21 protein-coding genes are annotated in these 24,750 nt (G+C 72.0%); 12 read left to right on the top strand and 9 right to left on the bottom strand.

The genetic code is table 11. The annotated features are described in order from the left end of the window. Positions 1–2 precede the first annotated feature (2 nt). The 5 genes from O7623_RS02220 to O7623_RS02240 are packed head-to-tail and all read right to left on the bottom strand — an operon-like array spanning position 3 to position 7,246. Positions 3–563, bottom strand: a complete 561-nt coding sequence (locus tag O7623_RS02220) for a GNAT family N-acetyltransferase (protein WP_282226895.1) — start codon at positions 561–563, stop codon at positions 3–5. 54 nt (positions 564–617) lie between these two features. Then, positions 618–1,883 carry a glycosyltransferase family 87 protein gene (locus tag O7623_RS02225; protein WP_282226896.1) on the bottom strand — a complete coding sequence of 422 codons (1,266 nt, stop codon included), beginning with the start codon at positions 1,881–1,883 and terminating at the stop codon, positions 618–620. Positions 1,884–1,887: 4 nt separating this feature from the next. After that, positions 1,888–3,294: an FAD-dependent monooxygenase gene (locus tag O7623_RS02230; protein WP_282226897.1), complete on the bottom strand. Its 1,407-nt coding sequence runs from the start codon at positions 3,292–3,294 to the stop codon at positions 1,888–1,890. Between the two features lie 14 nt (positions 3,295–3,308). Then, complete coding sequence (locus O7623_RS02235) at positions 3,309–4,940, bottom strand: FGGY-family carbohydrate kinase (protein ID WP_282226898.1); 1,632 nt, start codon at positions 4,938–4,940, stop codon at positions 3,309–3,311. A gap of 5 nt (positions 4,941–4,945) precedes the next feature. Continuing rightward, entirely contained in the window at positions 4,946–7,246 is a 2,301-nt protein-coding gene (locus O7623_RS02240; protein ID WP_282226899.1) for an aminotransferase class III-fold pyridoxal phosphate-dependent enzyme, read from the bottom strand. A 160-nt stretch (positions 7,247–7,406) separates the two neighbouring features. Here O7623_RS02240 and O7623_RS02245 point away from each other — a divergent pair, with 160 nt between their 5' ends. Further along, positions 7,407–8,582: a helix-turn-helix domain-containing protein gene (locus O7623_RS02245; protein WP_282226900.1), complete on the top strand. Its 1,176-nt coding sequence runs from the start codon at positions 7,407–7,409 to the stop codon at positions 8,580–8,582. Between the two features lie 27 nt (positions 8,583–8,609). Here O7623_RS02245 and O7623_RS02250 read toward each other — a convergent pair whose 3' ends face one another. The 3 genes from O7623_RS02250 to O7623_RS02260 form a co-directional block, all read right to left on the bottom strand. Further along, on the bottom strand, positions 8,610–9,914 hold the full coding sequence (locus O7623_RS02250; RefSeq protein WP_282226901.1) for a low temperature requirement protein A: 1,305 nt from the start codon (positions 9,912–9,914) through the stop codon (positions 8,610–8,612). A gap of 126 nt (positions 9,915–10,040) precedes the next feature. Then, the gene (locus O7623_RS02255) at positions 10,041–10,874 is read right to left on the bottom strand and encodes a redoxin domain-containing protein (RefSeq protein ID WP_282226902.1); all 834 of its coding nucleotides are present in this window, start codon (positions 10,872–10,874) and stop codon (positions 10,041–10,043) included. A 203-nt stretch (positions 10,875–11,077) separates the two neighbouring features. Beyond that, positions 11,078–11,668 (bottom strand): TetR/AcrR family transcriptional regulator, encoded by a 591-nt coding sequence (locus tag O7623_RS02260; protein ID WP_282226903.1) that lies wholly within the window; start codon positions 11,666–11,668, stop codon positions 11,078–11,080. A gap of 157 nt (positions 11,669–11,825) precedes the next feature. Here O7623_RS02260 and O7623_RS02265 point away from each other — a divergent pair, with 157 nt between their 5' ends. The 8 genes from O7623_RS02265 (at position 11,826) to O7623_RS02300 (ending at position 20,453) form a co-directional block, all read left to right on the top strand. Continuing rightward, entirely contained in the window at positions 11,826–12,251 is a 426-nt protein-coding gene (locus O7623_RS02265; RefSeq protein WP_282226904.1) for an SCP2 sterol-binding domain-containing protein, read from the top strand. 20 nt (positions 12,252–12,271) lie between these two features. Then, a complete protein-coding gene (locus tag O7623_RS02270; RefSeq protein WP_282226905.1) occupies positions 12,272–14,326 on the top strand; it encodes a glycogen debranching N-terminal domain-containing protein in 2,055 nt (684 codons plus the stop codon). 51 nt (positions 14,327–14,377) lie between these two features. After that, a complete protein-coding gene (locus O7623_RS02275; RefSeq protein WP_282226906.1) occupies positions 14,378–15,115 on the top strand; it encodes a response regulator transcription factor in 738 nt (245 codons plus the stop codon). A gap of 118 nt (positions 15,116–15,233) precedes the next feature. Further along, positions 15,234–16,700 carry a HAMP domain-containing sensor histidine kinase gene (locus O7623_RS02280; protein ID WP_282229291.1) on the top strand — a complete coding sequence of 489 codons (1,467 nt, stop codon included), beginning with the start codon at positions 15,234–15,236 and terminating at the stop codon, positions 16,698–16,700. Between the two features lie 100 nt (positions 16,701–16,800). Beyond that, positions 16,801–17,571, top strand: coding sequence for a DJ-1/PfpI family protein (locus O7623_RS02285; RefSeq protein ID WP_282226907.1), 771 nt, complete (start codon positions 16,801–16,803; stop codon positions 17,569–17,571). A gap of 214 nt (positions 17,572–17,785) precedes the next feature. Then, positions 17,786–19,138 carry a choice-of-anchor B family protein gene (locus O7623_RS02290; protein ID WP_282226908.1) on the top strand — a complete coding sequence of 451 codons (1,353 nt, stop codon included), beginning with the start codon at positions 17,786–17,788 and terminating at the stop codon, positions 19,136–19,138. Beyond that, on the top strand, positions 19,138–20,130 hold the full coding sequence (locus tag O7623_RS02295; RefSeq protein WP_282226909.1) for a hypothetical protein: 993 nt from the start codon (positions 19,138–19,140) through the stop codon (positions 20,128–20,130). The genes O7623_RS02290 and O7623_RS02295 overlap by 1 nt, the downstream gene beginning before the upstream one ends. A gap of 68 nt (positions 20,131–20,198) precedes the next feature. Beyond that, on the top strand, positions 20,199–20,453 hold the full coding sequence (locus O7623_RS02300; protein WP_282226910.1) for a hypothetical protein: 255 nt from the start codon (positions 20,199–20,201) through the stop codon (positions 20,451–20,453). 49 nt (positions 20,454–20,502) lie between these two features. On the opposite strand, the gene O7623_RS02305 is transcribed toward O7623_RS02300, so the two are convergent. After that, a complete protein-coding gene (locus O7623_RS02305) occupies positions 20,503–20,949 on the bottom strand; it encodes a MaoC family dehydratase (protein WP_282226911.1) in 447 nt (148 codons plus the stop codon). Positions 20,950–21,062: 113 nt separating this feature from the next. Between O7623_RS02305 and pabB the strand changes: the two genes are divergently transcribed. The 3 genes from pabB (at position 21,063) to O7623_RS02320 (ending at position 24,747) form a co-directional block, all read left to right on the top strand. Further along, positions 21,063–23,180 (top strand): aminodeoxychorismate synthase component I, encoded by a 2,118-nt coding sequence (pabB, locus tag O7623_RS02310; protein ID WP_282226912.1) that lies wholly within the window; start codon positions 21,063–21,065, stop codon positions 23,178–23,180. Continuing rightward, entirely contained in the window at positions 23,177–23,998 is an 822-nt protein-coding gene (locus O7623_RS02315) for an aminotransferase class IV (protein WP_282226913.1), read from the top strand. The genes pabB and O7623_RS02315 overlap by 4 nt, the downstream gene beginning before the upstream one ends. A gap of 101 nt (positions 23,999–24,099) precedes the next feature. Next, a complete protein-coding gene (locus O7623_RS02320) occupies positions 24,100–24,747 on the top strand; it encodes an alpha/beta family hydrolase (RefSeq protein ID WP_282226914.1) in 648 nt (215 codons plus the stop codon). The last annotated feature ends 3 nt before the right edge of the window (positions 24,748–24,750 follow it).

Consider the following 24,750-nt stretch of genomic DNA (forward strand, 5'->3'; position numbering starts at 1 on the left):
GGTCACCAGGGCAGCGGCCGGACGAACATGGCGTGCTCTCGCCAGCCGGGGAACGGCACGAGGTTGCCGACGTGCTGCCAGCCGAGCACCCGCATGGAGCGCAGCACCCGGCTGTTGGAGTCGGCCACCGCCAGCGATGCCCGCTCCTCGGTCCGGCTCGCCAGCAGCTGGGAGAAGAGCGGCACCCCGGCCTGCTGACGCTGGAACCGTGGCAGCACGAACGCCTCGCAGACGGCGAAGGTGCGCCCCGGCCACTCGCGTACCAGCTCGGGGTCGGTGTCCGAGTGCAACTCCCGCCACCACAGCGTCTCCGGCGGCAGCGGGCAACCCATCACGGTGCCGACGGCCCGACCGGCGGCGTAGGCGACGGTGGCCGCGAACCCGGGGGCCTGCGCCGTCCATTCCAGTCGCTGCTCCACCGACGGCTCGGTGTGGTCGATCAGGTGCAGGTCCCGGGCGTGCACCTGCCGGTAGACCGCGGCCAGTTCCGCGATGTCCACCTGCTCGGTCAGCACTACGCGAACCTCCGGCGAACCGTTCGGCCCGTTGTCGTCGACGTTCATCTCCACTCCCTGTCAGGTTAGGCTTACCTAATCTACGGAGCGGCGACAGCAAGATCAAGCGCGGCGGTCAGCACCGACCGTCAGGACGTCGGTGGGTACGGGATGTGCGGGCCGTGGTCCCGGCCGGCGGAGCAAGCGGTGAACGGCGATGCCGGTCGCGGCGAGCAGGACGAGGTTGCGGGCGGCCAGCAGCGCGACCCCCGGCCAGGCCGGATCACCGATCACGTCGGCGTAGAACCACGGGAAGTACGCGCTGGTCAGCGCGGTCGCCACGACGATCAGGACAGCCGGGACCCGCAGGGTGGTGTCCCGCCGGGTCAGGCAGACCGCCGCCAGCCCGAGCAGCCAGAGCAGATACTGCGGGGAGAGGACCCGACTGGTGACGACGGTCACCAGCACGACCAGCAGCGCCAGGTCGAACCCGGTGGTGACCGTCCAGTCCGTACGTCGGCGGCCGGTCAACCACCACCAGCCCAGCACCCCGAGTGCCACCAGGGTCGACCCGGTCAGCACGGTGGCGACGACCGAAGCCACCGGGTGGACGAACTCCATCGATCCGTACACGTAGGACACCGTGAGCTCCGGCCGGATCAGCCGGGTCACCGCGAAAGCGGTCGCGGCCACCGACTCCACCTGCAGCCCGCGATCGGCCTGGTTGCCGGTGAACCCGGACCAGGCACCGGCGTAGGCCAACGTCAGTGCGGCGCCGGAACCGACCAGCGCCACCCCGAAGCCGACCGCCACCGGACGCAGACCACGCAGTGGCCGGGCGGCGATCAGCAGCATCGCCGGCCAGACCTTGACCAGCGCGCCGACGGCGAGCACCGCGCCGGCGAGCACCGGCCGACGCAGTAGGAAAGCCAGCGCGACCACCGCCGGGGCGGTGACGAAGATGTCGTACCGGGCGTAGGGCAGCAGGGTCAGCAACGGTACGGCGAGCACCCAGTAGACCGCCCCGTCGAGCCGGTTGCCCCGGCGGGCCAGGTGGATCAGGGCGAGTGTCACCGCCAGGTCCGCGCAGAGCGCGAACAGAACGAAAACCGTGGTGTACGCCTGGACCGAGTCGCCGGCGAACTGGCGGATCGCGACGAACAGCGCCGCCGCGCCGGGCGGATACTGCCACATCGGATCGTCGACGGGCACCTGCCCGGTGCGCAGATCGTCGCTCCACCGACGGTAGAGTTCGACGTCGGCGAACACGTCACCGGCGTCCAGTCCGGGAAGCAGCCCGGCGGTTACGGCGAGCAGACCGGCGCGGCTGACCAGCCAGGCGATCGCGGTGGCGACGAGCAGCCAACGGCGTCGTCGGGTGGACTCCACCGCCTTACCCGGCCACCGTCGCCGAGGGCGGGGTGTCCAGCCGTGGGCCTGGTCGGCCCCGCAGCACCCGCAGCGCGACGCCGGGTCGGGCCACCGCCGACAGCGGCGCCACCAGGTGGAACACGTCGGTGAGCGCCTTCAGCACGTACGGATCCCGGTTGGCCACGTCGGCCGCGCGGTCGAGATACCACCGCGACAACCGACCCCCACGCGCTGGCTGGTCGCCGACGGTCGTCGGGTACCGCAGGTCGGCGCCGGTGGCGATCAGCCAGGCGGCCTCGCTGCCGGCCGCCACCTTTACCTGCGCCGCCCGGTCGAGCCGACCACCAGTGGTCTGCAACTGTGCGGCCAGGGTCACGCCGGCCTGGGCGGCGACGCTCATCCCCTGCCCGTAGACCGGGTTGAAGGTGCAGGCGGCGTCACCGACCACCGCGAACCCGTCCGGCCAGCGGGGCATCGCCTCGTACCGGCGACGGCGGTTGCCGGTGTCACGGAACCCGTGGATGGGGGAGTCGGGGGTGGCGTCCTTGATCGCCTCGTACAGCACCGGGCTGCGCAGCCCTCGGGCGAACTCCAGAAAGCCGGCCTCGTCGGTGGGTGGGCAGTCGCCGCCGAGACCGCCCAGGGTCACCATCCACCGGTCGTTCTCGATCGGATAGATCACTCCGCCCCGGCCGGTGGTCGGCGGCTGCGGCATCAGCACGATGTTCTTCCACCCGGCGGCGACCCGTGGCGCCAGGACGTACCGGCGGCTGGCGTACCCGAGTCCTGATTCGACCGTGATCTCCTGGGGACGGCCGTACCCCAGCCGGTCGAGCCACCGGGGGGTGTGCGAGCTGCGGCCACTGGCATCGATCACCAGATCGGCGTCGAGTCGCTGCACCTCGTCGCCGGTGCCGCCCTGTCGAGGCGTGCCACCGGTGCCACGCCGGCGCAGTTCGACGCCGGTGACCGCGTCGCGGTCAGCGGCACCGAGTAGACCCACCACCTCGTGACCTGGCAGGAAGCGCACCCGGGTGTCGGCGACCAGTCGCCCACGTACCGTCCAGTCCAGCCGTTCCCGGCTGATGCCGACCAACCGGTGGGTGGGTGGGAAGCGGTCCCGCCAACCCGTCGCACTCAGGTACAGGATGTCGGTCGGGTTGGCCACCTCGACCGCGCCGGCCCGTCGCAACTCGTCGAGCAGTCCGGGAAAGAGCTGGTCGAGCGCCTGCTGCCCGGCGGTGACCAGCACGTGCAGATGGTGCGCCTGCGGGACGCCGGCGCGTACCGTCGGCCCGTCGGGGAACCGGTCCCGGTCGACGACCGTCACCCGGTCGACGTGGTCGACCAGCGCGCGGGCTGCGCACAGACCGGCGAGGCTACCACCGATGACGACGGCGTGACGGGCGGCGACTGTGGATTGCGACATGCCTCCATCGTCGCCTATCGCTTCGGGTCGGCGGTCGCGGCGTCCCCTGTGTCGCGTACCCGGTGCAGGCGCCGGTACAGCGGAGCGAGGCGACCGTGCAGGTCACGGTAGACGGCGAAGATGTCGTCGTAGCGGGCGCGGTGCGCGGGGGTGGGCGTGAAGACCCGGTCGGTACGCAGCAGCGCCGGGATGTCGTCGAACGCCACCGCCCCGGTGCCGACCGCACCGATCCAGCCCGCGCCCCGTACGTTCACCTTCACCGGGTCGGGATCCCGGCGCACCTGCACGTCGAGCACGTCGGCGAGGATCTGGCACCACGCCGTCGACCGGGCACCGCCGCCGGTGACGGTGAGGGTGGTCATCGGGGCGCCGAGGAATCGGCCGACCGGCCCGGACAGCCACCGGGTGTTGAACGCCACCCCTTCGAAGACGGCCCGCAGCAGGTCGGACCGGTTGGTGTCCAGGGAGATGTTGAGGAACCCGGCGCGCAGGTCCGGGTCGTCGACCGGGGCGCGTTCGCCGTACAGCCACGGCATGTAGAGCACTCCGTTGGCACCGGCCGGCACCGTCGGGATGATCACGTCGAACGCGTCGAAGATGGACCGTTCGTCACGGCTGAGATGCCCGGCACCGATCAGCGGGTCGTCGTACTCGACGATCTTGTCCTTCAGCCAGGTCAGGTTCGCCCCGGCGGTGGCCTGCAACGCGGTCATCAGGTAACGGTCGCCGATCGCGCAGGGCACCGAGGCGATCTGCGCGACCGGGTCGGTCTTCTTCGCCCGCACGTGGGCGGCGATCCACGACGACGTGCCCAGGTACAGGTGCGGGTCGTTGTCGGCGATGGTGCCGGCACCGACCGCGGCCGCGGTGTTGTCGATCGCACCGGCCACCACCTGGACCGAAGCCGGCAGGCCCAGCTGCGTGGCGGCGGCCGGCGACAGCGTGCCGATGACGTCGGTGCAGGCCACGATCGGCGGCAGCTTGTCGGCGTCGATGCCGCAGTCGGCGACCAGGGCGGGGGAGTAGCGGATCCGGTCCGGCCGGCGGTTGTCGGTCACCCAGGAGGTCAGGATCGAGTCGACGGTGGCCACCGTGCGACCGGTCAGCTTGAGGTTGATCCAGTCCAGCGCGTTGAGAAACGTCGCGGTCCGCGCGTACACCTGCGGCATGGTGTCGCGGACCAGCAGCATGTGCGCGGCCGGGTCCTTGCCGGTGGGCGAGGGCATGCCGCCGGTCAGCCGCAGCCAGCGGACGATCCGCCGCAGCGACATCCCCTGGTACGCCGGGAAGCCGCCGAACTGGCGGCGCAGATGCGCCGCGCCGCGCATGTCCAGCCAGGTGATGCACTGCGTCAACGGCTGCCCGGCGGCGTCCACGGCGATGGTGCCCTCACCCTGGCTGGAGGAACAGACCGTGGTGACCGCGCGCAGATGCTCCGGGTGGGCGCGACCCAGCTCGGCGACGACCTCGATCAGCGCGGCCCACCACGCCTGCGGATCCTGTTCGGCACCACCGCCGGGCAGCACCCGCAGCGGCACCGCGTACTCGGCCCAGCCGGTCACCGTACCGTCGGCGGCGACCAGCGCGGCCTTCATCCCCGAGGTGCCCAGATCGATCGCCAGCACCTGCGGCGGGACGGCCGGCATCCCGTTCAGACCCCTTCTACCTGTGCGAACACCCGGTCGAACCGCTCCAGCGCGGTGTCGATCACCTCGTCGGTGTCGGCCATCGAGGTGTACATCCGGGAGCCGGCCAGGGTGACGATCCCGTGCGCCGTGTACGCCGCTCCCATCTGCTCCATCAGCCGCTTGCGGGCCTTGTTCTCCTTCAGCAGCTTGATCGGATTACGCATGTCGAGCAGCATGACGCCACTGCACTCCAGATGCACGATCGACCCCTGGTTGTACGCCACGTACGGCAGCCCGTAGCGGTCGATCAGCCGTTGCAGCCCCCGGGTGAGCCGGTCGCCGGCCCGCCCGGCGATCACCGGGGCGTTGGTCCGGGCCATCTCGGCGATGGCGAAGTAGCCGGCCGCGCAGGACAGCGGATTCGCCGACAGGGTGCCGCCGACCTGGATGTGCGCGCCGCTGCGGCCGTCGAGTCCGGAGCCGAAGACCGCCATCACATCGGACCGGCCACCGACGCCGCCGGCCATCGGGTAACCGCCGGAGACCGCCTTGCCGAACACGGTCAGGTCAGGGGTGACGCCGAAGTAGCCGGCCGCGCCGCCGAGCCCGGTACGGAATCCGGTGACGACCTCGTCGAAGACGAGCAGCGCGCCGAACTCGTCGCACAACTCACGGACCTTGGCGTTGAAGTCGTGGGGCACGGGGCGGGTACCGGACTCGGGGCCGAGCGGTTCGACGATCACCGCCGCCGTACCGCCGCGTACCCGGTTCTCGATCAGTTTGCGGCGCAGCTGGCCGAGGTCGTGCGGGAACGCCTCGCGGGTGTTGGCGGTGGCGCCGAACGGGATGCCCTTGGCGTTCATCCGGTACGTGCCCGGCACCCGCAGCCCGTACACCATCGTGTCGGACCAGCCGTGGTACGCCCCACCGACCTTGATCACCACGTTCTTGCCGGTGAAGGCGCGGGCACCGCGTACCGCGGCCATCACCGCCTCGGTGCCCGAGCCGAGCGACCGGTACATCTCGATGTGCGGCATGTACCGGTGGATGATCTCGGCGAGCTTCAGCTCGTACTCGTGGAACAGCCCGGTGACCGGCCCCGACTCTTTGACCACCGCGGCGACCTGCTCGTTGACCGGGCCGTAGTTGCTGCCCAGGATCGTCGGGCCGCCGGCCTGCAGGAAGTCGATGTAGGTGTTGCCGTCGCGGTCGGTCAGGTAGGCGCCGTCGGCCGCGTCGATCGCCAACGGGAACGGGTAGTTGAAGGCCAGGTTGTGCTGCACCCCGCCAGGAATGCGCCGTTTGGCCCGGTCGGTGATCTCCTTGCTGGCCCGGCAGCGGTCGTTGAAGTAGCCGAGCACGTCGAGCATCGCGTCGTGGCGCAACCCGCGCACCGGCTGGGCGACCAGGGCCTTGAGCCGGCGCATCGTGTCGTCGACGTCGAGGTACTCGGTGATCGCGTAGCCGAGTCGCGCGGACTCGCTGCCCAGTGTCTCGACGGCGGTGGTGTCGGCGGTCGGCCGCCCGGCGGCGGCGATCTCGGCCGCGATCGCGTCGGCGCTGGGCAGCTCTTCCTCGACCGGCACCCGCACCGGCGGCACCGACTCGGTGATCTGCGCGGCGATCCGCTTCTCGTCGGCGCGCAGCTTGGTGAAGGCGATCTCCCGGATCGCGGTCGGGATGGTGTAGACCTTGCCGGACTCACTGGTCAACGCCAGCAGGTAGGCGATCGAGACCTTCTCCAGCAACGCCATGTTGAACACCGCGCGGTCCGGGTCGGTGCCCAGCGCGACGACGCCGTGGTTGGCGATGATGAACGCGTTGTCGCCGCTGGCGACCTTCTTCTGCACGTTGCGGGCGAGGAAGCCGGTGCCGGACGGGGCGTAGTCGACGATCGCCACCTCGCGGCCGAGGAAGCGCACCTGTTCGTCGGTGAGCGCCGGGATCGGCCGCCGCAGGAACGCCAGGGCCGAGGCGTACGGCTGGTGGGTGTGCACGATCGCATTGACGTCGGGCCGCTGCCGGTAGATGTTGGCGTGCATCCCGGCCTCGATCGACGGGGCGAGATCGCTGCCGGTGCCGTCGGGTACGTGCGTACCGTCGAAGTCGACCAGGCAGATGTCCTCCACCCGCATCCGGTCGTAGTCGTAGTTGCTCGGCGTGACCGCGTAGAGACGGTGGCCGGGCACCCGCACCGACACGTTGCCCTCGGTGGCCTTGAGGTAGCCGCGCTCGAGCATGGTCCGGCACATGTCGACGACGTGTTGGCGGGAGGTGCGGTGCAGCGTCACGGTGGCCTCCGGGTTCGCGGTGTCGTCCTTCATCCTCGCCCGGAATCGGCGGCGGACCACCGTCGCGCGGGCAGCACGATCGACCCGGCGCTTTGTCACCATGTGACAATCAGTCGGGATCCGCCGGCCGGTTCGCGCCGGTCGGTACCGGCAGCGCTCCCCGGGCGTTGTCACCGGATGACAGGATGATCGGGTGCAGGCAGCGGCAGTCACGGCGACGCCCTGGCGGCGGCTGCCGCCCGAGCTGACCGGCGCGATGCGGGCGCGGCTACCGGCGATGGCCGCCGCTGTCGCCGCGGCGGTCACCGATCTGACCCCGGGGTTCGCCGGGGCCGCCGACGCCAAGTTCCGCGCCGACGTGCGGACGGCCGTCGACGTGGCGCTGAGTCACTTCCTCGACCTGATCGGCACCGCCGACCCGGCGTTGCCGCCCGGAGTGCGGCAGGTCTTCGTCGCCCTCGGCGCGGCGGAGGCCCGCGAGCAGCGGGGCCCGGAGTCCCTGCTCGCCGCCCTGCGGGTGGCGTCCCGGCTGCTGCTGCGCCAGCTCGGTGAGGCCCTTGCCGAAGTACGCCCCCTCGACGTGGCGGCGTTGGTCGACGCCGCCGACGCGGTCACCGGGTACGTCGACGAACTGGCGGCGGCCAGCACCGAGGGGTTCGCCCGGCAGGTGCGCGAGCAGTCCGGCGAAGGGGACCGGCTGCGTCGCCGACTCGCCGACGTCCTGCTCGCCGGTGGCACGGCACCGCCGGTGGTGACGGCCGCCGCGTACCGCGCCGGCTGGCCGGACCTGGACATCGTCGTCCCGGTCGTCCTGCCGGCCCGACACGCCCGCGACGCGCGGTTCCGCTTCGGTGCCGACGGAATCGTGGTCGAGCGGGGCCGCGACGCCGTGGTGCTGGTACGCGCCGGTGCCCGTACCAGGCGTTCGGAGCTGGCCGACACCCTGCGGGGGCGCGGTGCGGCCGTCGGCCCGGCGCTGCCGTGGCAACAGCTGCCGCAGGCGGTACGGCTGGCCGAACTCGCCGCGACGGTCGTCGGCGCCGAACCGGTGGACGTCGTGTTCGTCGAGGACCACCTCACCGCGTTGGCGATCGGCGGTCAGCCCGACGCGTTGACGGTGCTCACCGCCCGCCGACTGGCACCGCTGGCGGCGCTGCCGGTCGACCAGCGTGCCGAGCTGCTGCGGACCCTGCACAGCTGGCTGCGGCACTGGGGCGCCCGCCGGGCCGTGGCCGCGGAGCTGTTCGTGCATCCGCAGACGGTCAGCTACCGGGTCAAGCGGCTGCGGGAGCTGCTCGGCGACGACCTCGACGACCCGGACCGCCGGTTCGAGTGGCTGCTGGTGATGGCCGCCGGCGAGGTGGCCTGAGCCGCCGCCAGCGAGCTGGCCCGGCCGTCACTGGTACCGCCGGCGACGCCAGGCGGATTCCCGTGCCTCGTGGGTCATCCGTTCGCGCAGCGACGCCTCCCGCAGCTGCCGCCGGGAGCCGCGCAGCAGCACGAACTCGACGCCGACCAGCGCGACGCAGACCGCACCGAGCAGACCCAGCCCCAGCAGGGCGGGAACCCGGACCGCGACCGCGACCAGGGCGCCCAGGGCGGCGATCGCGGCGACGCGGGTGAGGGCCACCGTGCCCAGGATCCGCAACTGGAAGCCAAGGTGCGCGAGGAGGAACACCACGACCCCGCCGTACGCCAGCGGCATCGCCGGGCCAGCCAGCGGCGCGCCGAGGTCGACCTCGGTGGTGCCGAGGTGGTGCAGCACCTCCTCCAGCCCCAGCGCGGTCAGGATCAGCCCGGCGATCATCGGCAGGTGCAGGTAGACGTAGGCGTCGCGGGCCAGGGCGGTACGGTGCAGCCCGCGTCCGGCGGCGTGGAAGGCCTGCAGCGCGGCCGGTGCCACCAGGTCGAAGTACGCCCACCACAGGGCGGCGGTGATCGCCACCGCGATACCGGCACCGACCACCGCCGGCCAGGTGACCGGCCGGTCGATCAGGTCGCTGCCGACGCCGACCGAGACGATCAGTTCACCGAGCGCGATCATCAGGATCAGTTCGAAACGTTCCACCCAGTGGTTCGCCGACAGCACCGCCCATCCGGAGCTCGCCAGGGTGTAGCCGGCGGCGTACTCGACGCCCAGCGCGGCCACCCAGCAGCCGACCTGCCAGCCGAACGTGACCCTTGCCGGCTGGCCCAGGTACGGTACGAGACCCGCACCGACCAGCAGGACCGTGGCGACCGCCGGCGGTACGGCCAGGGAGCTCAGCCGGGGGTGACCGGCCGGTTCGGCGGCCGACGCCACCCGGTAGAGCGCCACGTGCAGTCCCCGGATCACCAAGTAGCACCCGGCGATGAGTAGCGGTCCGGGCAGCCCGCCGGGCTGGTCGCTGAAGGCCTGGGGGATGGTCAGCGCGGCGGTGAAGACCGCCGCCATCGCCACGAACATCACCGGTGGCGCGACGCCCTCGCCGAGCCGGATCCGGTTCGCCAGCACCATGTGCGAGCACCAGGCCCACCACAGCAACGCCAGCAGGAGCAGCCCCGCGACGAGACCGTGCCCGGTGAGCTCACCGGCGGTCACCCGGGTGATGTTGTAGAACGCGAACACGAAGACCAGGTCGAAGAAGATCTCCAACCGGTCGACGCGGGTACCGGGCCGGATCAGGTGCAGGCCGCCCCGTACCGCCTGGATCTGTTTCATGCCGCCTCCGCCGGCATCCGCGCCGTCGCGACGGCGGCCCGCGCCGACGCGGTCCCGGTCGGTCTGGTCCGTGCGCGCCGAGCCTAGTCCGGTGCCCGACCCGGTGGTCGGGTTTTCGCCGCTGGTTCAGCCCAGTACGGCGGCGGCGCCGGCGGCGGCCAGGCCCACCGAGGCCACCAGCAGCGCCGCTGCCGGCCCCCGGGCGTCGGGCGGTAGCGCGCCGAACAGCCGGGACAACCGGCCCAGGACGGCCAGCGGCGGGGCGGCGAGCCACACGTCCCGCTCGACCCGGCCACCGGCGAACCGGACGATGCCGGGCAGGTGTCCGACCGCGCGCAGCAGGGGGCCGACCATCCGGTTGCCGTACGGCGTCGGTGGTGCGTCGCCGACGGCGACGGCGGTGAGGGCGGTACGCAGCCCCCGCTCGTCGTTGGCCCAGTGTGCCCGGTACCGGATCGCCGCGTCGGAGCCGATCAGGTAGGCCGAGTTCGGTTTGGGAGTGAGCGCCCGGTGCAGGCTGCCGTCGATGTCGTCAACCGCCACCTCGAACGGCAGTTCATGGTGGCGGCGCAGTTCCTCGGCGTGCGCCCACTTGGCCTCGAAGGTCTGCGGCTGGGGACACCGCTGCCCGGGATGGGCCTCCCTGGTGTTGACCAGGACGAAGCGCACCTGGGCGCCGAACTCGGCGTGCAGCCGCCGCAGCGTCGGCGCGGCGCTCTCGGTGACCGGGCAGGTACGGGATCCGAAGATCAACAGGACCGGTCGGTTGCCGAGTGTGTCGCTGCGGAACCGGCCGCCGTCGAGCGTGGCCAGGTCGAAGTCGGGCAGCCGGTCACCGGGCCCGGGCGCGGCACGGCCGAAGGTCAGATCGTCGAGCAGGAGCGGTAGCCGGAACCGGTCGAAGCGGTACGCGGTGCCGTGGGCCGTCGCCGTGCGGTGCCGTGGGTCGGTGGTCGACACAGTGGTTCTCCTTGAGTAGTTGACTGATCGGTCAAATCTGTGGGCATGGTGCTGCGCCGGCCGGGCCGGGAAGCGGACACCCCGGTGGCCGTCTCGGCGCGGTCCGAGGGTCGGGCGGCTCGGGAGTCGGGTGGTGCGAGAGCCGGGTGGTGCGAGAGCCGGTGGTGCGAGAGCCGGGTGGTGCGAGAGCCGGGTGGTGCGGCTCAGGCTGGCGGGTCGAGCAGCATCCGCACCCCCGACCGCATCTGGTCCACCAGTCCTGGCCGGTCGTACGCCTTGGCCAGCAGGGCCACCCCCTGCAGGTAGGCCAGCACCCGCAGGGCGGCCTCGCCCGGATCCGTCGCCCGGGACAGGTCGCCGTGTCGGCGTGCCTCGTCGATGGCGGCGGTGAAGTACCGGGTCCAGGCGTCGAGGATGCCGGTCAGTCGCTGCCCCGCCTCGCCGTGGCCGGCGAGTTCGGCGGCGAGGTTGCCCAACGGGCAACCCGGCGTGGCGCCCATCTGCTCGCGGGTCGTCGCGAGCAGGCTGCCGAAGGCGTGCACGAACCGGTCGATGCGCGCCAACGGGGCGACGTCGTCGCGGAAGGCCTCCGCCAGCATCGCGTCCATCAGCACCCAGTTGGCGTCCACGACCGCCAGGCCGAGCGCCTCCTTGGACGGGAAGAAGTGGTAGAGACTGCCCCGGTGCACGCCCGCCGTACTGCAGACGTCCTCGATGCTGACCGCCGCATACGACGACCGGTGCACCAGTTCGCGGGCGACCGTGACGAGCCGCTGTCGGGTGTCCGATGCCATCGCCGGTCCTCTCCTCTCCTCTTGACCTTCCGGTCAAGACACTAGAGCAGAGTTGACCGAATGGTCAACAGCGGGATCGCCGCCTCCGGGTGATGCGTCCTCACACCGGCCGGTGCGACCGTCGACCAGTTGTGAGCTTCCGCCACCGGGAGGTCAGATGAGCGAGGACCCCACCGCCGACTTCTTCTCAGGTCCGGCGCAGCAGCGGACCCACCTGCTGCCGGTAGGCCTGACCGGGACGCTCCGATTCGACCTGCGGCGCGGCGACCGGACCGACCACTGGTACGTCACCTTCGTCGACAGTCAACTGCAGGTGGAGCGGATCGACCGGGAGCGCGACGCCGAGTGCGTCGTGTGTGCCGAAGGGGAGGCATTCGACCGGCTGGTCGCCGGCGCGAACCCGGCCGCCGCCGTACTGCGCAACGAGGTGTCGTTCCGCGGCCGGCTGCAGATCTTCGTCCTGTTCCAGCGGTTGTTGCCCGGCCCGCCCGGCGACACCGGGCCGGACCGGGCGACGACCGGCGGCGCCGTGACCGGGCGTGGTGTCGCCGCCCAGACGGCAGTCGGGAGGGCCGGACGGTGAGACCGCCAAGGATCAGTGTGATGGACGGGGTCTGCTTCGTCGTCAGTGACCGCTCCGGCGACATGGACGCCTCCCCGTCGGACCTGGTGGGCCTGTTCTCCTTCGACACCCGGTTCCTGTCCCGCTGGGTGCTCACCATCGACGGGCAACGGCTGAGTCCGCTGTCCGTCGACGATCTACGCCACTTCGAAACCCGCTACTTCCTTGTGCCCGGAGAGCCGACGCACTACGTCAGCTCGACCATGACGGTCATCCGGCACCGCACCGTCGGACTCAGCTTCGGAGAGCAGGTCACCCTGCTCAACCATCGGCGCGAGCCGGTCGACGTCACCGTCCGGATCGATGTGGCGAGTGACTTCGCCGACCTGTACGAAATCGGCACACCTGATCTGATCAAGAAGGGGGAGCTGAGCCGGAGCGCCGGAGACGATTTCCTGTTCCTGCTCTACCAGCGGGAGCGGTTCCGTCGCGGCACCGTGGTCAAGACCAGCGAACCAGCCGACATCGACCTCGACGGGCTCTGCTACCGGGTCCGCATACCGCCACACGGTTCGTGGACCACCGAACTGCGGGTGGAAACCGCGGTCGAGACGCCCAGCGGTACCGACCTGCGCGGGGAGGTCCGTCACCAGATCCGCGCGGCCAAGGAGAGCAACGAGCAGGACCTCAACGATTTCCTGGCCGAGCGGCCGGTGCTCAACTGCGAACACGCGCCGCTGGGGCAGACGTACCGCCGAAGCCTGCTCGACCTGGCGGCGCTGCGCCACCCGGACCTCACCACCGGCCGCAGGATGCCCTCCGCCGGGCTGCCCTGGTTCATGACTCTCGTCGGCCGGCAGGCGCTGATCACCTGCCTGCAGACGCTGCCGTTCGTACCGGAACTCGCCGCCACCACCCTGGAGGTGCTGGCCCTGCTGCAGGGTGCAAAGGTCGACGACTACCGCGACGAGCAACCTGGCAAGATCCTTCATCAGATCCGGTACGGGGAGACCGCGGCCTTCGAGGAAACCCCGCACTCGCAGTACTACGGCTCAGTCGACGCGACCCCGCTGTTCGTGGTCCTGCTCGACGAGTACGAGCGCTGGACCGGCGACGCCGCACTGGTGCACCAACTGGAACGGGAGGCCCGGGCCGCCCTGAAGTGGCTCGACCAGTCCGCCGACCTGCTCGGCGACGGTTACGTCCGCTATCCGCCACCGACCAGCCCGTTCGAGGCTGTCAACCAGGTCTGGAAGGACAGCCGGCCCGGCATCTGCTACGCCGACGGCCGGCTGCCGGGCAGTCCGCTCGCGGTCTGTGAGGTGCAGGGGTACGCCTACGACGCGCGGCGGCGCGGTGCCCGGCTGGCCCGCGAGTTCTGGGGTGACCCGGCGTACGCGCAGTTGCTGGACCAGCAGGCCGACCAGCTGCGGGAACGTTTCAACCGAGACTTCTGGATCGCCGGGCGCGAATGTTACGCGCTGGCTCTCGACGCCGACGGCGCGCAGGTCGACGCGCTCGCCTCGAACCAGGGGCACCTGATGTGGAGCGGAATACTCGATCCGGACCGGGCCGGCGCGGTAGTGGACCGGCTGATGGGCGAGGAGATGTTCTCCGGTTGGGGAATTCGGACCCTGGGCACCCGCGAGGCCCTGTTCAATCCGGTCGGCGTACACGTCGGCGCGGTCTGGCCGTACGACAATTCGATCATCGCCGCTGGCATGCAACGGTACGGCTTCCGTGCGGAAGCCGGACGGATCGCAATGGCCATCGTGGACACCGCCGGATACTTCGGGGGGCGGCTGCCGGAGGCGTTCGCCGGATACGATCGGGCCTCGACCGCGCACCCGGTCTGGTACCCGACCGGCAACAGCCCACAGGGCTGGTCCGCCGGGGCACCGCTGCTGCTGCTGCGGTCCCTGCTGGGCCTGGAACCGTACGGCGACGATCTGGTGGTGGACCCGGCCATCCCTCCTGGACTCGGGCAGATCGAGCTGCTCGACATCCCCGGCCGTTGGGGCACCACCGACGCGTTCGGCCGGTCCCGCCCACCGGCAGGCCGGGCTGCGGCCAGGTCGCGTGGGTCACACAGCTGATGCACAGACATCGGAAAGCACCGGCACAGCCGGCAGTTGGATGATCGGACCATGACGATGGCGAGAGCACAGGGCCGTACCGCCTTGCGGCGGGCCGACGGCGGCCCGGTCCGGGTGCTGGTGGTCGACGACGAGCCGACCCTGGCCGAGCTGCTGTCGATGGCACTGCGGTACGAGGGCTGGGAGGTGCGTACCGCCGGTGACGGCACCGGTGCGGTCCGGACCGCCCGCGAGTTCCGCCCCGACGCCGTCGTGCTCGACGTCATGCTGCCCGACATCGACGGACTGGAAGTGCTGCGACGACTGCGCGCCGACGCCCCCGAGGTGCCCGTGCTGTTCCTCACCGCCAAGGACGCCGTCGAGGACCGGATCACCGGCCTGACCGCCGGCGGCGACGACTACGTCACCAAACCGTTCAGCCTGGAAGAGGTCGTCGCGCGGCTGCGCGGGCTGATGCGCCGTACCGCCGGGGTGGGATCGCGCCCGGACGCCCTCCTCGCCGTCGGTGACCTCACCCTCGACGAGGACAGCCACGAGGTACGCCGGGCCGGCGAGTCGATCACGCTGACCGCTACCGAGTTCGAGCTGCTGCGGTACCTGATGCGTAACCCACGGCGGGTGCTGAGCAAGGCGCAGATTCTCGACCGGGTGTGGAACTACGACTTCGGTGGCCAGGCCAACGTCGTCGAGCTGTACATCTCGTACCTGCGGAAGAAGATCGACGCCGGCCGTGCGCCGATGATCCACACCATGCGCGGCGCGGGGTATGTCCTCAAGCCCGCCGACTGACCGCCCGACGGCCGGTGGCCCGCCGACCGACCGCGCCGCAGCTGATCCGCCGCCGACCGGCCGGCGGGGGTGGTGGTCCGCGCGCCGCTGGTCGCTGCGGACCCGGCTGGTCGTCACCATGCTGACGCTGCTCGCGGTCGCCTGCCTGATCGTCGGGGTGACCACGGCGGTGACCCTGCGTCGCAGTGTGTACGGCAGCATCGACGAACAGTTGAGCGCGGCCGCCAGTCGGGCGCCGCGCGGGCTCGCTCCGCCCAGTGGGACGAACTACCCGTCGCCCCAGCAGCCCGACAGCGCCACCGGGTGCGACCCGGACCGCGCCCCCGACTTCCCCGCCGGCCAGGTCATCGGCACCCTGGTCGCACGCGTCTGCGACGGGCGGACCGCCGCCGAGATCCTGGTCGAGCAGGGCCAGGACCGACCGGACCTGAGCGGATACGCGCAGGCACTGCGTGACGTGCCGGTCGACGGATCACCGCGCACGATCTCGTTGGGGCCGTGGGGCGACTACCGGGTGCGCGCGCAACGACTGCCCGACGGTGCCGTCCTGGTGACCGGACTGCCGCTGGCCGACGCGCAGGCCACCATCTACCTCGTCGTCGGCACCGTCGCCGGGGTCACCGCGCTGGTCCTGGTGTTCGTCGGCGTCACCGGGATGATCATCGTCCGGCGGTCGTTGCGACCGCTGTCGCGGATGGCGGCCACCGCCGGCCGCGTGTCACGGCTGCGGCTGGACCGGGGCGAGGTGACGCTGCCGGACCGGGTCGACCCGGCCGACACCGATCCCCACACCGAGGTCGGGCAGGTCGGTGCGGCGCTCAACCGGATGCTGGAGCACGTCGGCCAGGCGCTCGCCGTCCGGCACGCCAGTGAGACCCGGGTACGTCAGTTCGTCGCCGACGCCAGCCACGAACTGCGTACCCCACTGGCGGCGATCCGGGGATACGCCGAGTTGAGCCGTCGCGGTGCCGAGGCACCGCCACCGGAGACCGCCCACGTGCTGCGCCGGATCGAGTCCGAGGCCAGCCGGATGACCCTGCTGGTGGAGGACCTGCTGCTGCTGGCCCGGCTGGACACCGGCCGGCCACTGGCCGCCGAGCCGGTCGACCTGACCAGGCTGGTCGTCGACGCGGTCAGCGACGCGCACGTCACCAGCCCGGCCCACGACTGGCAGCTCGACCTGCCACCCGAGCCGGTCACCGTGACCGGCGACCCGGCCCGGTTGCAGCAGGTGCTGGTCAACCTGCTGGCCAACGCCCGTACCCACACCCCGGACGGCACCACGGTCACCGTGTCGGTCACCGGGCGGGACCAGGCGGGCGACCCCACCGGCCCGGCCATGGTGTTGCTGCGGGTGGTCGACACCGGACCGGGAATTCCGGACGCACTGGCGCCGCACGTGTTCGAGCGGTTCGCGCGAGGGGACACGTCCCGGTCCCGGGCCGCCGGCAGCACCGGGCTCGGGCTGGCCATCGTGCACGCCGTGGTGACCGCGCACGGCGGCACCGTGGCGCTGACCAGCGCGCCGGGGCACACCGAGTTCACCGTCCGGCTGCCCCCGGCCACGACCGGGCCGATCTCCTAGACATCGTCGGGAACCAATGTAGTCGCTTCGCCGACCAACTGGGTGGTGCGGCGGTCGTCGTGCCCCCGGCAGCGATGCGGCAACCGCCGACGACGAGCCGGTGAGAGCCAGTGGAGAGTGGTCGCAGATGGACCGTCGGGAACTGCTGGCGGTGGCGGGCGCCGCCGGCGCCGGACTGCTCGCCGGGGCCGCCGCCACGCCGGGGGCGACGTCCGCGGCGGCCCCGGCCGGCGCCGACCGTCGGCACACGCCGTCGCCGGAGCACCCGCTGCGGGTGCACGTCGTGATGTTCGACGGAGCCGAGGAGCAGGATTTCGTCGGCCCGTACGAGGTGTTCTCCCTCGCGGGCGGGCTCAGTGGCGGCGCCGTCCAGGCCCGGTACGTCCACGTCGACGGGCCGCGTACGGTGACCGCCGCCTTCGGCACCAGGGTCGTCGTCGAACACGGCTGGTCCCCTCGGTCCGCCGACGTCATCGTCGTACCCGGTGGCGGTTTCCGTCGCCCGGACGGCCCGGGCATCTGGCCGGAGATCAACCAGGGGGTGCTGCCGCGCGCCCTCGCCGACGCCCGGCGACCTGGCCTGATCATCTCGTCGCTGTGCACCGGAGCGATCATCCTGGCCGCCGCCGGACTGACCAGCGGCCGGCCCTGCACCACCCACAACGGTGCCAAGGCGGAGCTGACCGCCCGAGGGGGAGTGGTCAAGAACGCCCGGGTGGTCGATGACGGCGACCTGGTGACCGCGGCCGGGATCACCTCCGGATTGGAACTCGCACTGCACCTGGTCCGGCGCCGGGTCGGCGCCGATCTGGCGGTGCGCGCCGAGGAGGTGCTCGAGTACCAGGCGCGAGGTACGGTCTGGACCCCGTGACGTTCCGCGCTCGGGCCGCCCGTCAGCGGCCGCGGTACGTCCTTAACGTTGGTTCGGTATGAGCAAAACGGTATATCGCGCTGCTCTTGACCGGATACTTCGGACGATGCACTCTCATGTCCAAGAGTCGATGCCTTGGTGCGGGTTGGGCTGTCGGTCGTGACGCCGTGCCCCGGCCGTCGGGTGTCGTCACCCCGACAGCGGGAGGCCCTGCATGCGTACCCGATGGACAACAGCGGCGATCACCCTCGCCATGGCCGGCGGGTTGCTCGCCGGCCTTCCCGGCGCCTCGGTGGCGCACGACCCGGACACCCCCGCCGGCCGGTCGTCGGCCGTGGCCTTCATGGCCCAGCGGGAGCCGACCCAGGATCTCGCCGCGATGGCGCAGGTGAGCTGCAGCAACGGCACGGCCAACGGGTACCCCTGCCGCAACGTCGACCTGCTGTCCTTCCTGCCGCTGAGCCAGATGGGCGGCAGCCAGGCCAACGACATCTGGGGCTGGACCGACCCGTCGACCGGCAAGGAGTACGCCATCGTCGGGCGCCGCAACGGGACCTCCTTCGTGGACATCTCCGACCCGACCGCGCCGGTGTACCTCGGCAACCTGCCGGCCTACCAGAACCGGACCGCGATCTGGCGCGACATCAAGGTCCACCGTGACCACGCCTTCATCGTCGCCGACGTGCGAGGGCACGGCATGCAGGTGTTCGACCTGACCCGGCTGCGCAACCGCACCACTCCGCAGACCTTCACCGCTGACGCGCACTACAGCCGGTTCGGCAACTCGCACAACATCGCGATCAACGAAGAGACCGGGTACGCGTACGCGGTCGGCTCGAACACCTGCAGCGGCGGTCTGCACATGGTCGACATCTCGACCCCGACCTCGCCCGCGTACGCCGGCTGCGTCAGCTCCGACGGCTACACCCACGACACCCAATGTGTTGTCTATCGTGGACCAGACGGCGCCTACGCCGGCCGGGAGATCTGCGTCAGCTCCAACGAGGACACCGTCACCATCGTCGACGTCACCAACAAGACCAGCCCCCGGCAGATCGTCCGGGCCGCGTACTCCGGTCGGCAGTACACCCATCAGGGCTGGCTCACCGACAACCACCGCTACTTCGTCCTCGACGACGAGCTCGACGAGAGCCGCGCCGGAGGAGGGACGAAGACGTTCGTCTTCGACCTGTACGACCTGGACGCGCCCCGGCACATCGGCACCTACACCTCGTCGGCGGCCGCCACCGACCACAACCAGTACGTCAAGGGCAACTACAGCTACCAGGCCAACTACCGGGCCGGTCTGCGGATCCTCGACCTGCGCGGCATCGCCAGCGGCACGCTGACCGAAGCCGGCTACTTCGACATCTACCCGTCGAGCAACACCGCGTCGATGAACGGCGCGTGGAGCGTCTACCCGTACTTCGCCAGCGGCGTCGTCGTGGTCAGCGGCATCGAGCAGGGCCTGTTCGTTCTGCGGCCGAACCTGCCGTCGACGCTGAGCGGATCGGCGTCATCGGACGCGGTACGCGCCACGACCGTCGACCGTCGGGTACCCGCCTGATGGCGGTCTCCCCCCTGCGGCACACCACCCCGCCGGCCGCCGCGCCGGCGGGGTCCGCCGTGGCCGCGTCATCAGGGTCCGTCGGCGCGCCGCCACCGCAGTCCCCGGCCGGCCCGTCGGCGGAGTCCGGCCCGCAGCCCACCCGGCCCCGGTCCGCCGGCCGGCTCACCCTGCTGATCACCCTGACCGTGCTCGTCGCCGCCACCGGTTTCGTCGCCGGTCGGGCGACCACCACCGGCGGCGGGCCGGCGTCGCGCGCCGCGACCGGCACGGACCCGCATGCCGGGCACGACGTCGGCGGACTCGGCGTCACTCAGGACGGCTACGCCCTCACCCTGCTGTCCGCCCCGTCCGCCGCCGGCGTCCCCGGTGAGCTGGCGTTCGCGATCCTCGGCCCGGACGGTGCGCCGGTCACCGCATACCGGACCAACCACGAACGGGACCTGCATCTCGTGCTGGTCGGTCGGGATCTGCGCGGATACCAGCACCTGCACCCCGAGCCCGACGCCGACGGCACCTGGCGGGTCGCGGTGACCCTGCCCGCCGCCGGCGCCTACCGGATGATCGCCGACTTCGTGCCCGCCGCCGCGACCACACCGGTCACCCTCGGCACGGACCTGCTGGTGCCCGGAGAGTGGGCACCCGGCCCGCCCACCCCGGTCGACGAGGCGACCGTCGTCGTCGACGGCTACACGGTCACCCTCGACGGCGGACTGCGCCCGGGCCAGGCCAGCCAGGTACTGGTCTGGTTGGGGCACGACGGCGCACCCGTACCCGACCTGGAGCGATACCTCGGTGCGTACGGCCACCTCGTCGCGTTGCGTCACGGTGACCTCGGTTACCTGCACGTGCACCCGGCACCGGCGGCCAGTCCCAGCTCCGTGGTGGCCTTCGCCGTGCAGGTCCCCTCGGCGGGCAGCTACGAACTGTTCTTCGAGTTCCAGCATGCGGGCATCGTCCGGACCGCCCAGTTCAGCCTCACCGCGTACTGACGCGCCAGGTCAACCGGCGGGCCGGCTGGCGCGTCACCCGTGGCACCCACCCTGAGCTGGAGGTCGCCATGACTGTCACACCCCGTCCGGACAGTTCCGAGCCGCTGTGGTCGGTCGGCGGTGTCACCGCCGTCGTCACCGCCGTGCTCGCCGTCGTCACCGCGTTCGGGCTGCCGCTCACCGACGCCCAGCAGGCCGCGATCCTCGGTCTGGTCGCCGTCGTCGCCCCGCTGGTCGTCGCTCTGATCGGTCGGACCCGGGTGTACGCACCGGCCACCGTCGAACGGCTGGTCCGCGACGCCGCGGCGGGTACCGACCGGTGAGCGGGGCAGACCGGCGTCGCCGCCGGACACCGCCACCGACCGACGCCGGTCACAAATAGACGCGGGTGACCGCCTCGGCCAGGCAGACCGGCTCGTCACCGCCGTCACGTTCGACCGTGACCAGGTAACGCACCTGGACGCCGCCGGTGACCTCGGCGACGTCGTTGATGTCGACCGACGCTCGGACCCGGGACCCGACCGGTACCGGTGCCGGGAACCGTACCCGGTCGAGCCCGTAGTTGACTGACATCCGTGCCCCGGAGACCGAGACCCGTCCGGCGACCAGCGCCGGCAGCAACGACAGGACGAGCGATCCGTGGGCGATGCCGCCCCCGGTGGGCCCACCGGCCGTCGGTGCGTCGAGGTGGGCCCATGACCGGTCGCCGGTGGCGGCGGCGAACCGGTCGATCCGGCCCCGGTCGACCTCGATCCAGTGCCCCGGTCCGAGACGCCGGCCGACCGCGTGGCGCAGGTCGTCGACCGAGTCGAAGGCCATGACGCTATCTCCTCCCAGCGGCGCAGTGCCGGCGGACGACCGGCCACAGCGGGCATGCTAGTGGCGGATCGTGGACAATCCGACGGTGGCCGAGGTGCGGGGGAGGTGACGGGGTGCGCATCCTGCTGGTCGACAACTACGACTCCTACACCTACAACCTCTTCCAGCTGCTCGCGACGGTCGCCGGCAGCGAGCCGACCGTGCTGGCCAACGACGACCCCCGGCTCGCCGCGGTCGACCGGCTCGACACGCAGTGCGTGGTGATCTCACCCGGCCCCGGCCGACCCCACCGGGTCACCGACCTCGGCTGGGGTTGGGAACTGCTCGACCGCCGGCCCGAGCTGCCGGTGCTCGGCGTCTGCCTCGGTCACCAGGCGATCGCGTTGCACGCGGGGGCACGAGTCGACCAGCGTCAGCCCCGGCACGGCCAGATCGACCGGATTCGGCACACCGGCGACGGGCTGTTCACCGGCGTACCGCAGGGGTTCGCGGCGGTCCGGTACCACTCGTTGCAGGTCAGCGAGCCGTTGCCGGCTGACCTCGCCGCGACGGCCTGGGCCGCCGACGGCACCGTGATGGCGCTGGCGCACCGGAGGTTGCCCCGGTGGGGCGTGCAGTTCCATCCCGAGTCGATCGGCACCGAGCACGGCGCCCGGCTGATCGCCAACTTCCTGGCCATGGCCCTGCCGGCGGCACCGCCACCGCCACCGGTGCCGGCGCCGCCGCCGGGTACGCGGCGGGTGGTCACCGGCGGGCCGCGCTGGCGGCGCGACGTCACGGTCGTCGACGCCGAGATCGACACCGAAGCGGCCTTCCTGGAGTTGTACGCGGACGCCCGCTACGCGTACTGGCTCGACGGTGCCGACGTGGCCGCCGGACGGTCCCGGTTCTCCTTCCTCGGCGACGCCACCGGGCCACTGGCCGAGGTGCTGCGCTACCGGGTCGGTAGCGGCCGGATCGAGGTGCACCGCGCCGGCCGGCCGGCGCGCCAGGAGCCCGGCGGCCTGCTCGACCTGCTCGACCAGCGGTTGGCCCGGCGTCGGCTGCCCGCTGCCGACCTGCCGTTCGACTTCGCCGGCGGCTACGTCGGCTACCTGGGCTACGAGATGAAGGCCGACTGCGGACCCACCACCGCCCGCCCGGCCGACACCCCCGACGCTGTCTGGATCTTCGCCGACCGGTTGGTGGCCGTCGACCACCTGCGTCGGCGCACCTACCTGGTGGCGCTCAGCGTCGACGACGCCGGCCGCCGCGCCGCCCGGGACTGGTTGGCGGGTACGGCTGCCCGGCTGCGACAGCTCACGCCGCCGGACCCTGGCCCGGGCCGACTTCCGTCGGGTGCCGTCCCGTCCCACCCGCCGCCGGTACCGGGCAGCGGGTCCGATCCGCAGCGCTGGGTGACGCCGGCCCGCGAACGTGGCCGCTACCTCACCGACGTCGAGGCGGCCCTGACCGAGCTGCGCCGTGGCGAAAGCTACGAGATCTGCCTGACCAACCAGTTGCGGTTGCCGCCGGTGCCCGATGCACTGCGGTACTTCCGGACGCTGCGCCGGATCAACCCCGCCCCGTACGCCGCCTACCTGCGCCTCGACGAGGTCGCCGTGGCCAGTACCTCCCCGGAACGGTTCCTGCGGATCCGCCCCGACGGTCGGGTCGACGCCAGCCCGGTCAAGGGCACCGCGGCGCGCGGCGGCGACCCCGGCCACGACGAGCAGCTGCGCCGGTCGTTGACCACCTCGGCCAAGACCCGCGCCGAGAACCTGATGATCGTCGACCTGCTCCGCAACGACCTCGGGCGGGTCTGCGAGGTCGGCTCGGTACACGTTCCCCGCTTCCTGGCCACCGAGACCTATCCCACCGTGCATCAGCTGGTCTCCACCGTCGAAGGACGGCTGCGCCCGTCGGCCAGCGCGGTCGACTGCGTACGGTCGTGCTTCCCCGGCGGATCGATGACCGGGGCGCCGAAGCTGCGCACCATGGAGATCATCGACCGGCTGGAGCAGCAGGCGCGGGGAATCTACTCCGGTGCCCTCGGCTATCTCGGCGTCGACGGCGGCGCCGACCTCAGCATCGTGATCCGTACCGCCGTGCTGACCGGGGACGCGGTCACCATCGGCACCGGCGGCGCCGTCGTGCTCGACTCCGACCCGGCCGACGAGTACGACGAGACGATGCTCAAGGCGCAGGCGCTGCTCGTCGCCTACCAGTTGGCCACCAGGTCGGTCCGGTGACCGGGCCGCTGTCTGATCCGGTGTGGTCGGACGGTCGGCCGGCCACACCGGACGAGCTGTCCGCGTTGGGGCTGGCCAACTTCGGACACTTCACCACGATGACCGTGGCGTCCGGCCGGGTCCGTGGCCTGCGACTGCACCTGCGCCGGCTGGTCGACGACTGCCGGGCCGTGTTCGACACCGAGCTGGACCCCGGCCAGGCACTCGCGGGCGTCCGGCGGGCCGTCGGGCGCGCTGCCGCGACGGCGGTCACCGTACGGGTCACGGTCTTCGACCCGGCGCTGAACGTCCTCGGCCCGGTCGACTCCCGACCGCGACCACGTGTCCTGATCGCCACCCGTCCCGCCGTCGCCACGCCGCTGCCGCCGTTGCGCCTACGGACGTACCCGTACCAGCGGGACCTGCCGGCGGTGAAGCACACCGGACTCTTCGGCGCGGTCCGGCTGCGCCGCGCCGCCCGCGCCGACGGCGCCGACGACGCGCTGTTCGTCGCCGACGGCCAGGTTCTGGAAGGACCCACCTGGAACCTGGGGCTCGTCGTCGACGGCGAGGTCCGCTGGCCGGCCGGCCCCTGCCTGCCCGGCGTCACCATGCGCCTGGTGTCGGCCGCCGCCGGTGCCGCCGGGATGCGATGCCGCACCGCCCCGCTGACGCTGGCGGACCTGGCCCGCGCCGATGGCGTCTTCGTCACCAACGCCTCGGTCGGCGTCCGGGCGGTGGCGACGGTCGACGGGGCACCGATCGCCGGGACGCCCCTGGTCCGGCGGCTGGCCCGGTGGTACGCCGAGTACCCCGCCGACCAGCTGGAGCACAGCTGAGCCGTACCGGCACACCTGAGCCACACCGGCCGTCCGGAACCCACCGGACGCGGCAGCGCCCCCGCAGGCATGACCGCCCGCCCAGCGGGTACGCGAGCCGGGTGGATCAGGCAACCGTGGTACGCGTACCCGCCGCCGACGTCGTCCTCGACGCGGACGTGGTGCTGCCCACCCGGACCCGCGCGGTGGTGCTGTTCGCCCATGGCAGCGGAAGTTCCCGACTCAGCCCACGCAACCGCGCGGTGGCCGGCCGGCTGCACGCCGCCGGTCTCGCGACCGTTCTGGCGGACCTGCTGACCAAGGAGGAGGAGCAGGTCGACGCGACCACCGCGCAGCTGCGTTTCGACATCGCCCTGCTGAGCCGGCGGCTGACCGCGGTCGTCGACTGGGCCGTCGAGCAGCCGGAGCTGCACGGCCTGCCGGTCGGGCTCTTCGGCGCCAGCACCGGTGCGGCAGCTGCCCTGTGCGCCGCCGCCGCCCGGCCCGACCAGATCGGTGCCGTGGTGTCCCGGGGCGGGCGGCCCGACCTGGCCGGAGACCATCTGGCCGAGGTACGGGCACCGACCCTGCTGCTCGTCGGGGAACTCGACCCGCAGGTCGCTCAGCTCAACGCGACGGCGGCGACGGCGCTGCGGGCACCGTACGACCTGCGGCTGGTGCCCGGTGCCGGCCACCTGTTCGCCGAGCCGGGCACGTTGGACCGGGTCGCCGACGAGGCCGCCGGCTGGTTCGACACCCACCTGAGCTGACCG

Origin of the sequence: Solwaraspora sp. WMMD791 (genome assembly GCF_029581195.1) — a bacterium.
GTDB lineage: Bacteria > Actinomycetota > Actinomycetes > Mycobacteriales > Micromonosporaceae > Micromonospora_E.

Coding starts and splice junctions, on each gene's coding strand:
- O7623_RS02240 (WP_282226899.1), bottom strand. CDS start 7,246: ATGAAGGACGACACCGCGAACCCGGAGGCCACCGTGACGCTGCACCGC.
- O7623_RS02275 (WP_282226906.1), top strand. CDS start 14,378: ATGACGATGGCGAGAGCACAGGGCCGTACCGCCTTGCGGCGGGCCGAC.
- O7623_RS02265 (WP_282226904.1), top strand. CDS start 11,826: ATGAGCGAGGACCCCACCGCCGACTTCTTCTCAGGTCCGGCGCAGCAG.
- O7623_RS02295 (WP_282226909.1), top strand. CDS start 19,138: ATGGCGGTCTCCCCCCTGCGGCACACCACCCCGCCGGCCGCCGCGCCG.
- O7623_RS02305 (WP_282226911.1), bottom strand. CDS start 20,949: ATGGCCTTCGACTCGGTCGACGACCTGCGCCACGCGGTCGGCCGGCGT.
- O7623_RS02260 (WP_282226903.1), bottom strand. CDS start 11,668: ATGGCATCGGACACCCGACAGCGGCTCGTCACGGTCGCCCGCGAACTG.
- O7623_RS02230 (WP_282226897.1), bottom strand. CDS start 3,294: ATGTCGCAATCCACAGTCGCCGCCCGTCACGCCGTCGTCATCGGTGGT.
- O7623_RS02270 (WP_282226905.1), top strand. CDS start 12,272: ATGGACGGGGTCTGCTTCGTCGTCAGTGACCGCTCCGGCGACATGGAC.
- O7623_RS02290 (WP_282226908.1), top strand. CDS start 17,786: ATGCGTACCCGATGGACAACAGCGGCGATCACCCTCGCCATGGCCGGC.
- O7623_RS02300 (WP_282226910.1), top strand. CDS start 20,199: ATGACTGTCACACCCCGTCCGGACAGTTCCGAGCCGCTGTGGTCGGTC.
- O7623_RS02220 (WP_282226895.1), bottom strand. CDS start 563: ATGAACGTCGACGACAACGGGCCGAACGGTTCGCCGGAGGTTCGCGTA.
- O7623_RS02235 (WP_282226898.1), bottom strand. CDS start 4,940: ATGCCGGCCGTCCCGCCGCAGGTGCTGGCGATCGATCTGGGCACCTCG.
- O7623_RS02250 (WP_282226901.1), bottom strand. CDS start 9,914: ATGAAACAGATCCAGGCGGTACGGGGCGGCCTGCACCTGATCCGGCCC.
- O7623_RS02280 (WP_282229291.1), top strand. CDS start 15,234: ATGCTGACGCTGCTCGCGGTCGCCTGCCTGATCGTCGGGGTGACCACG.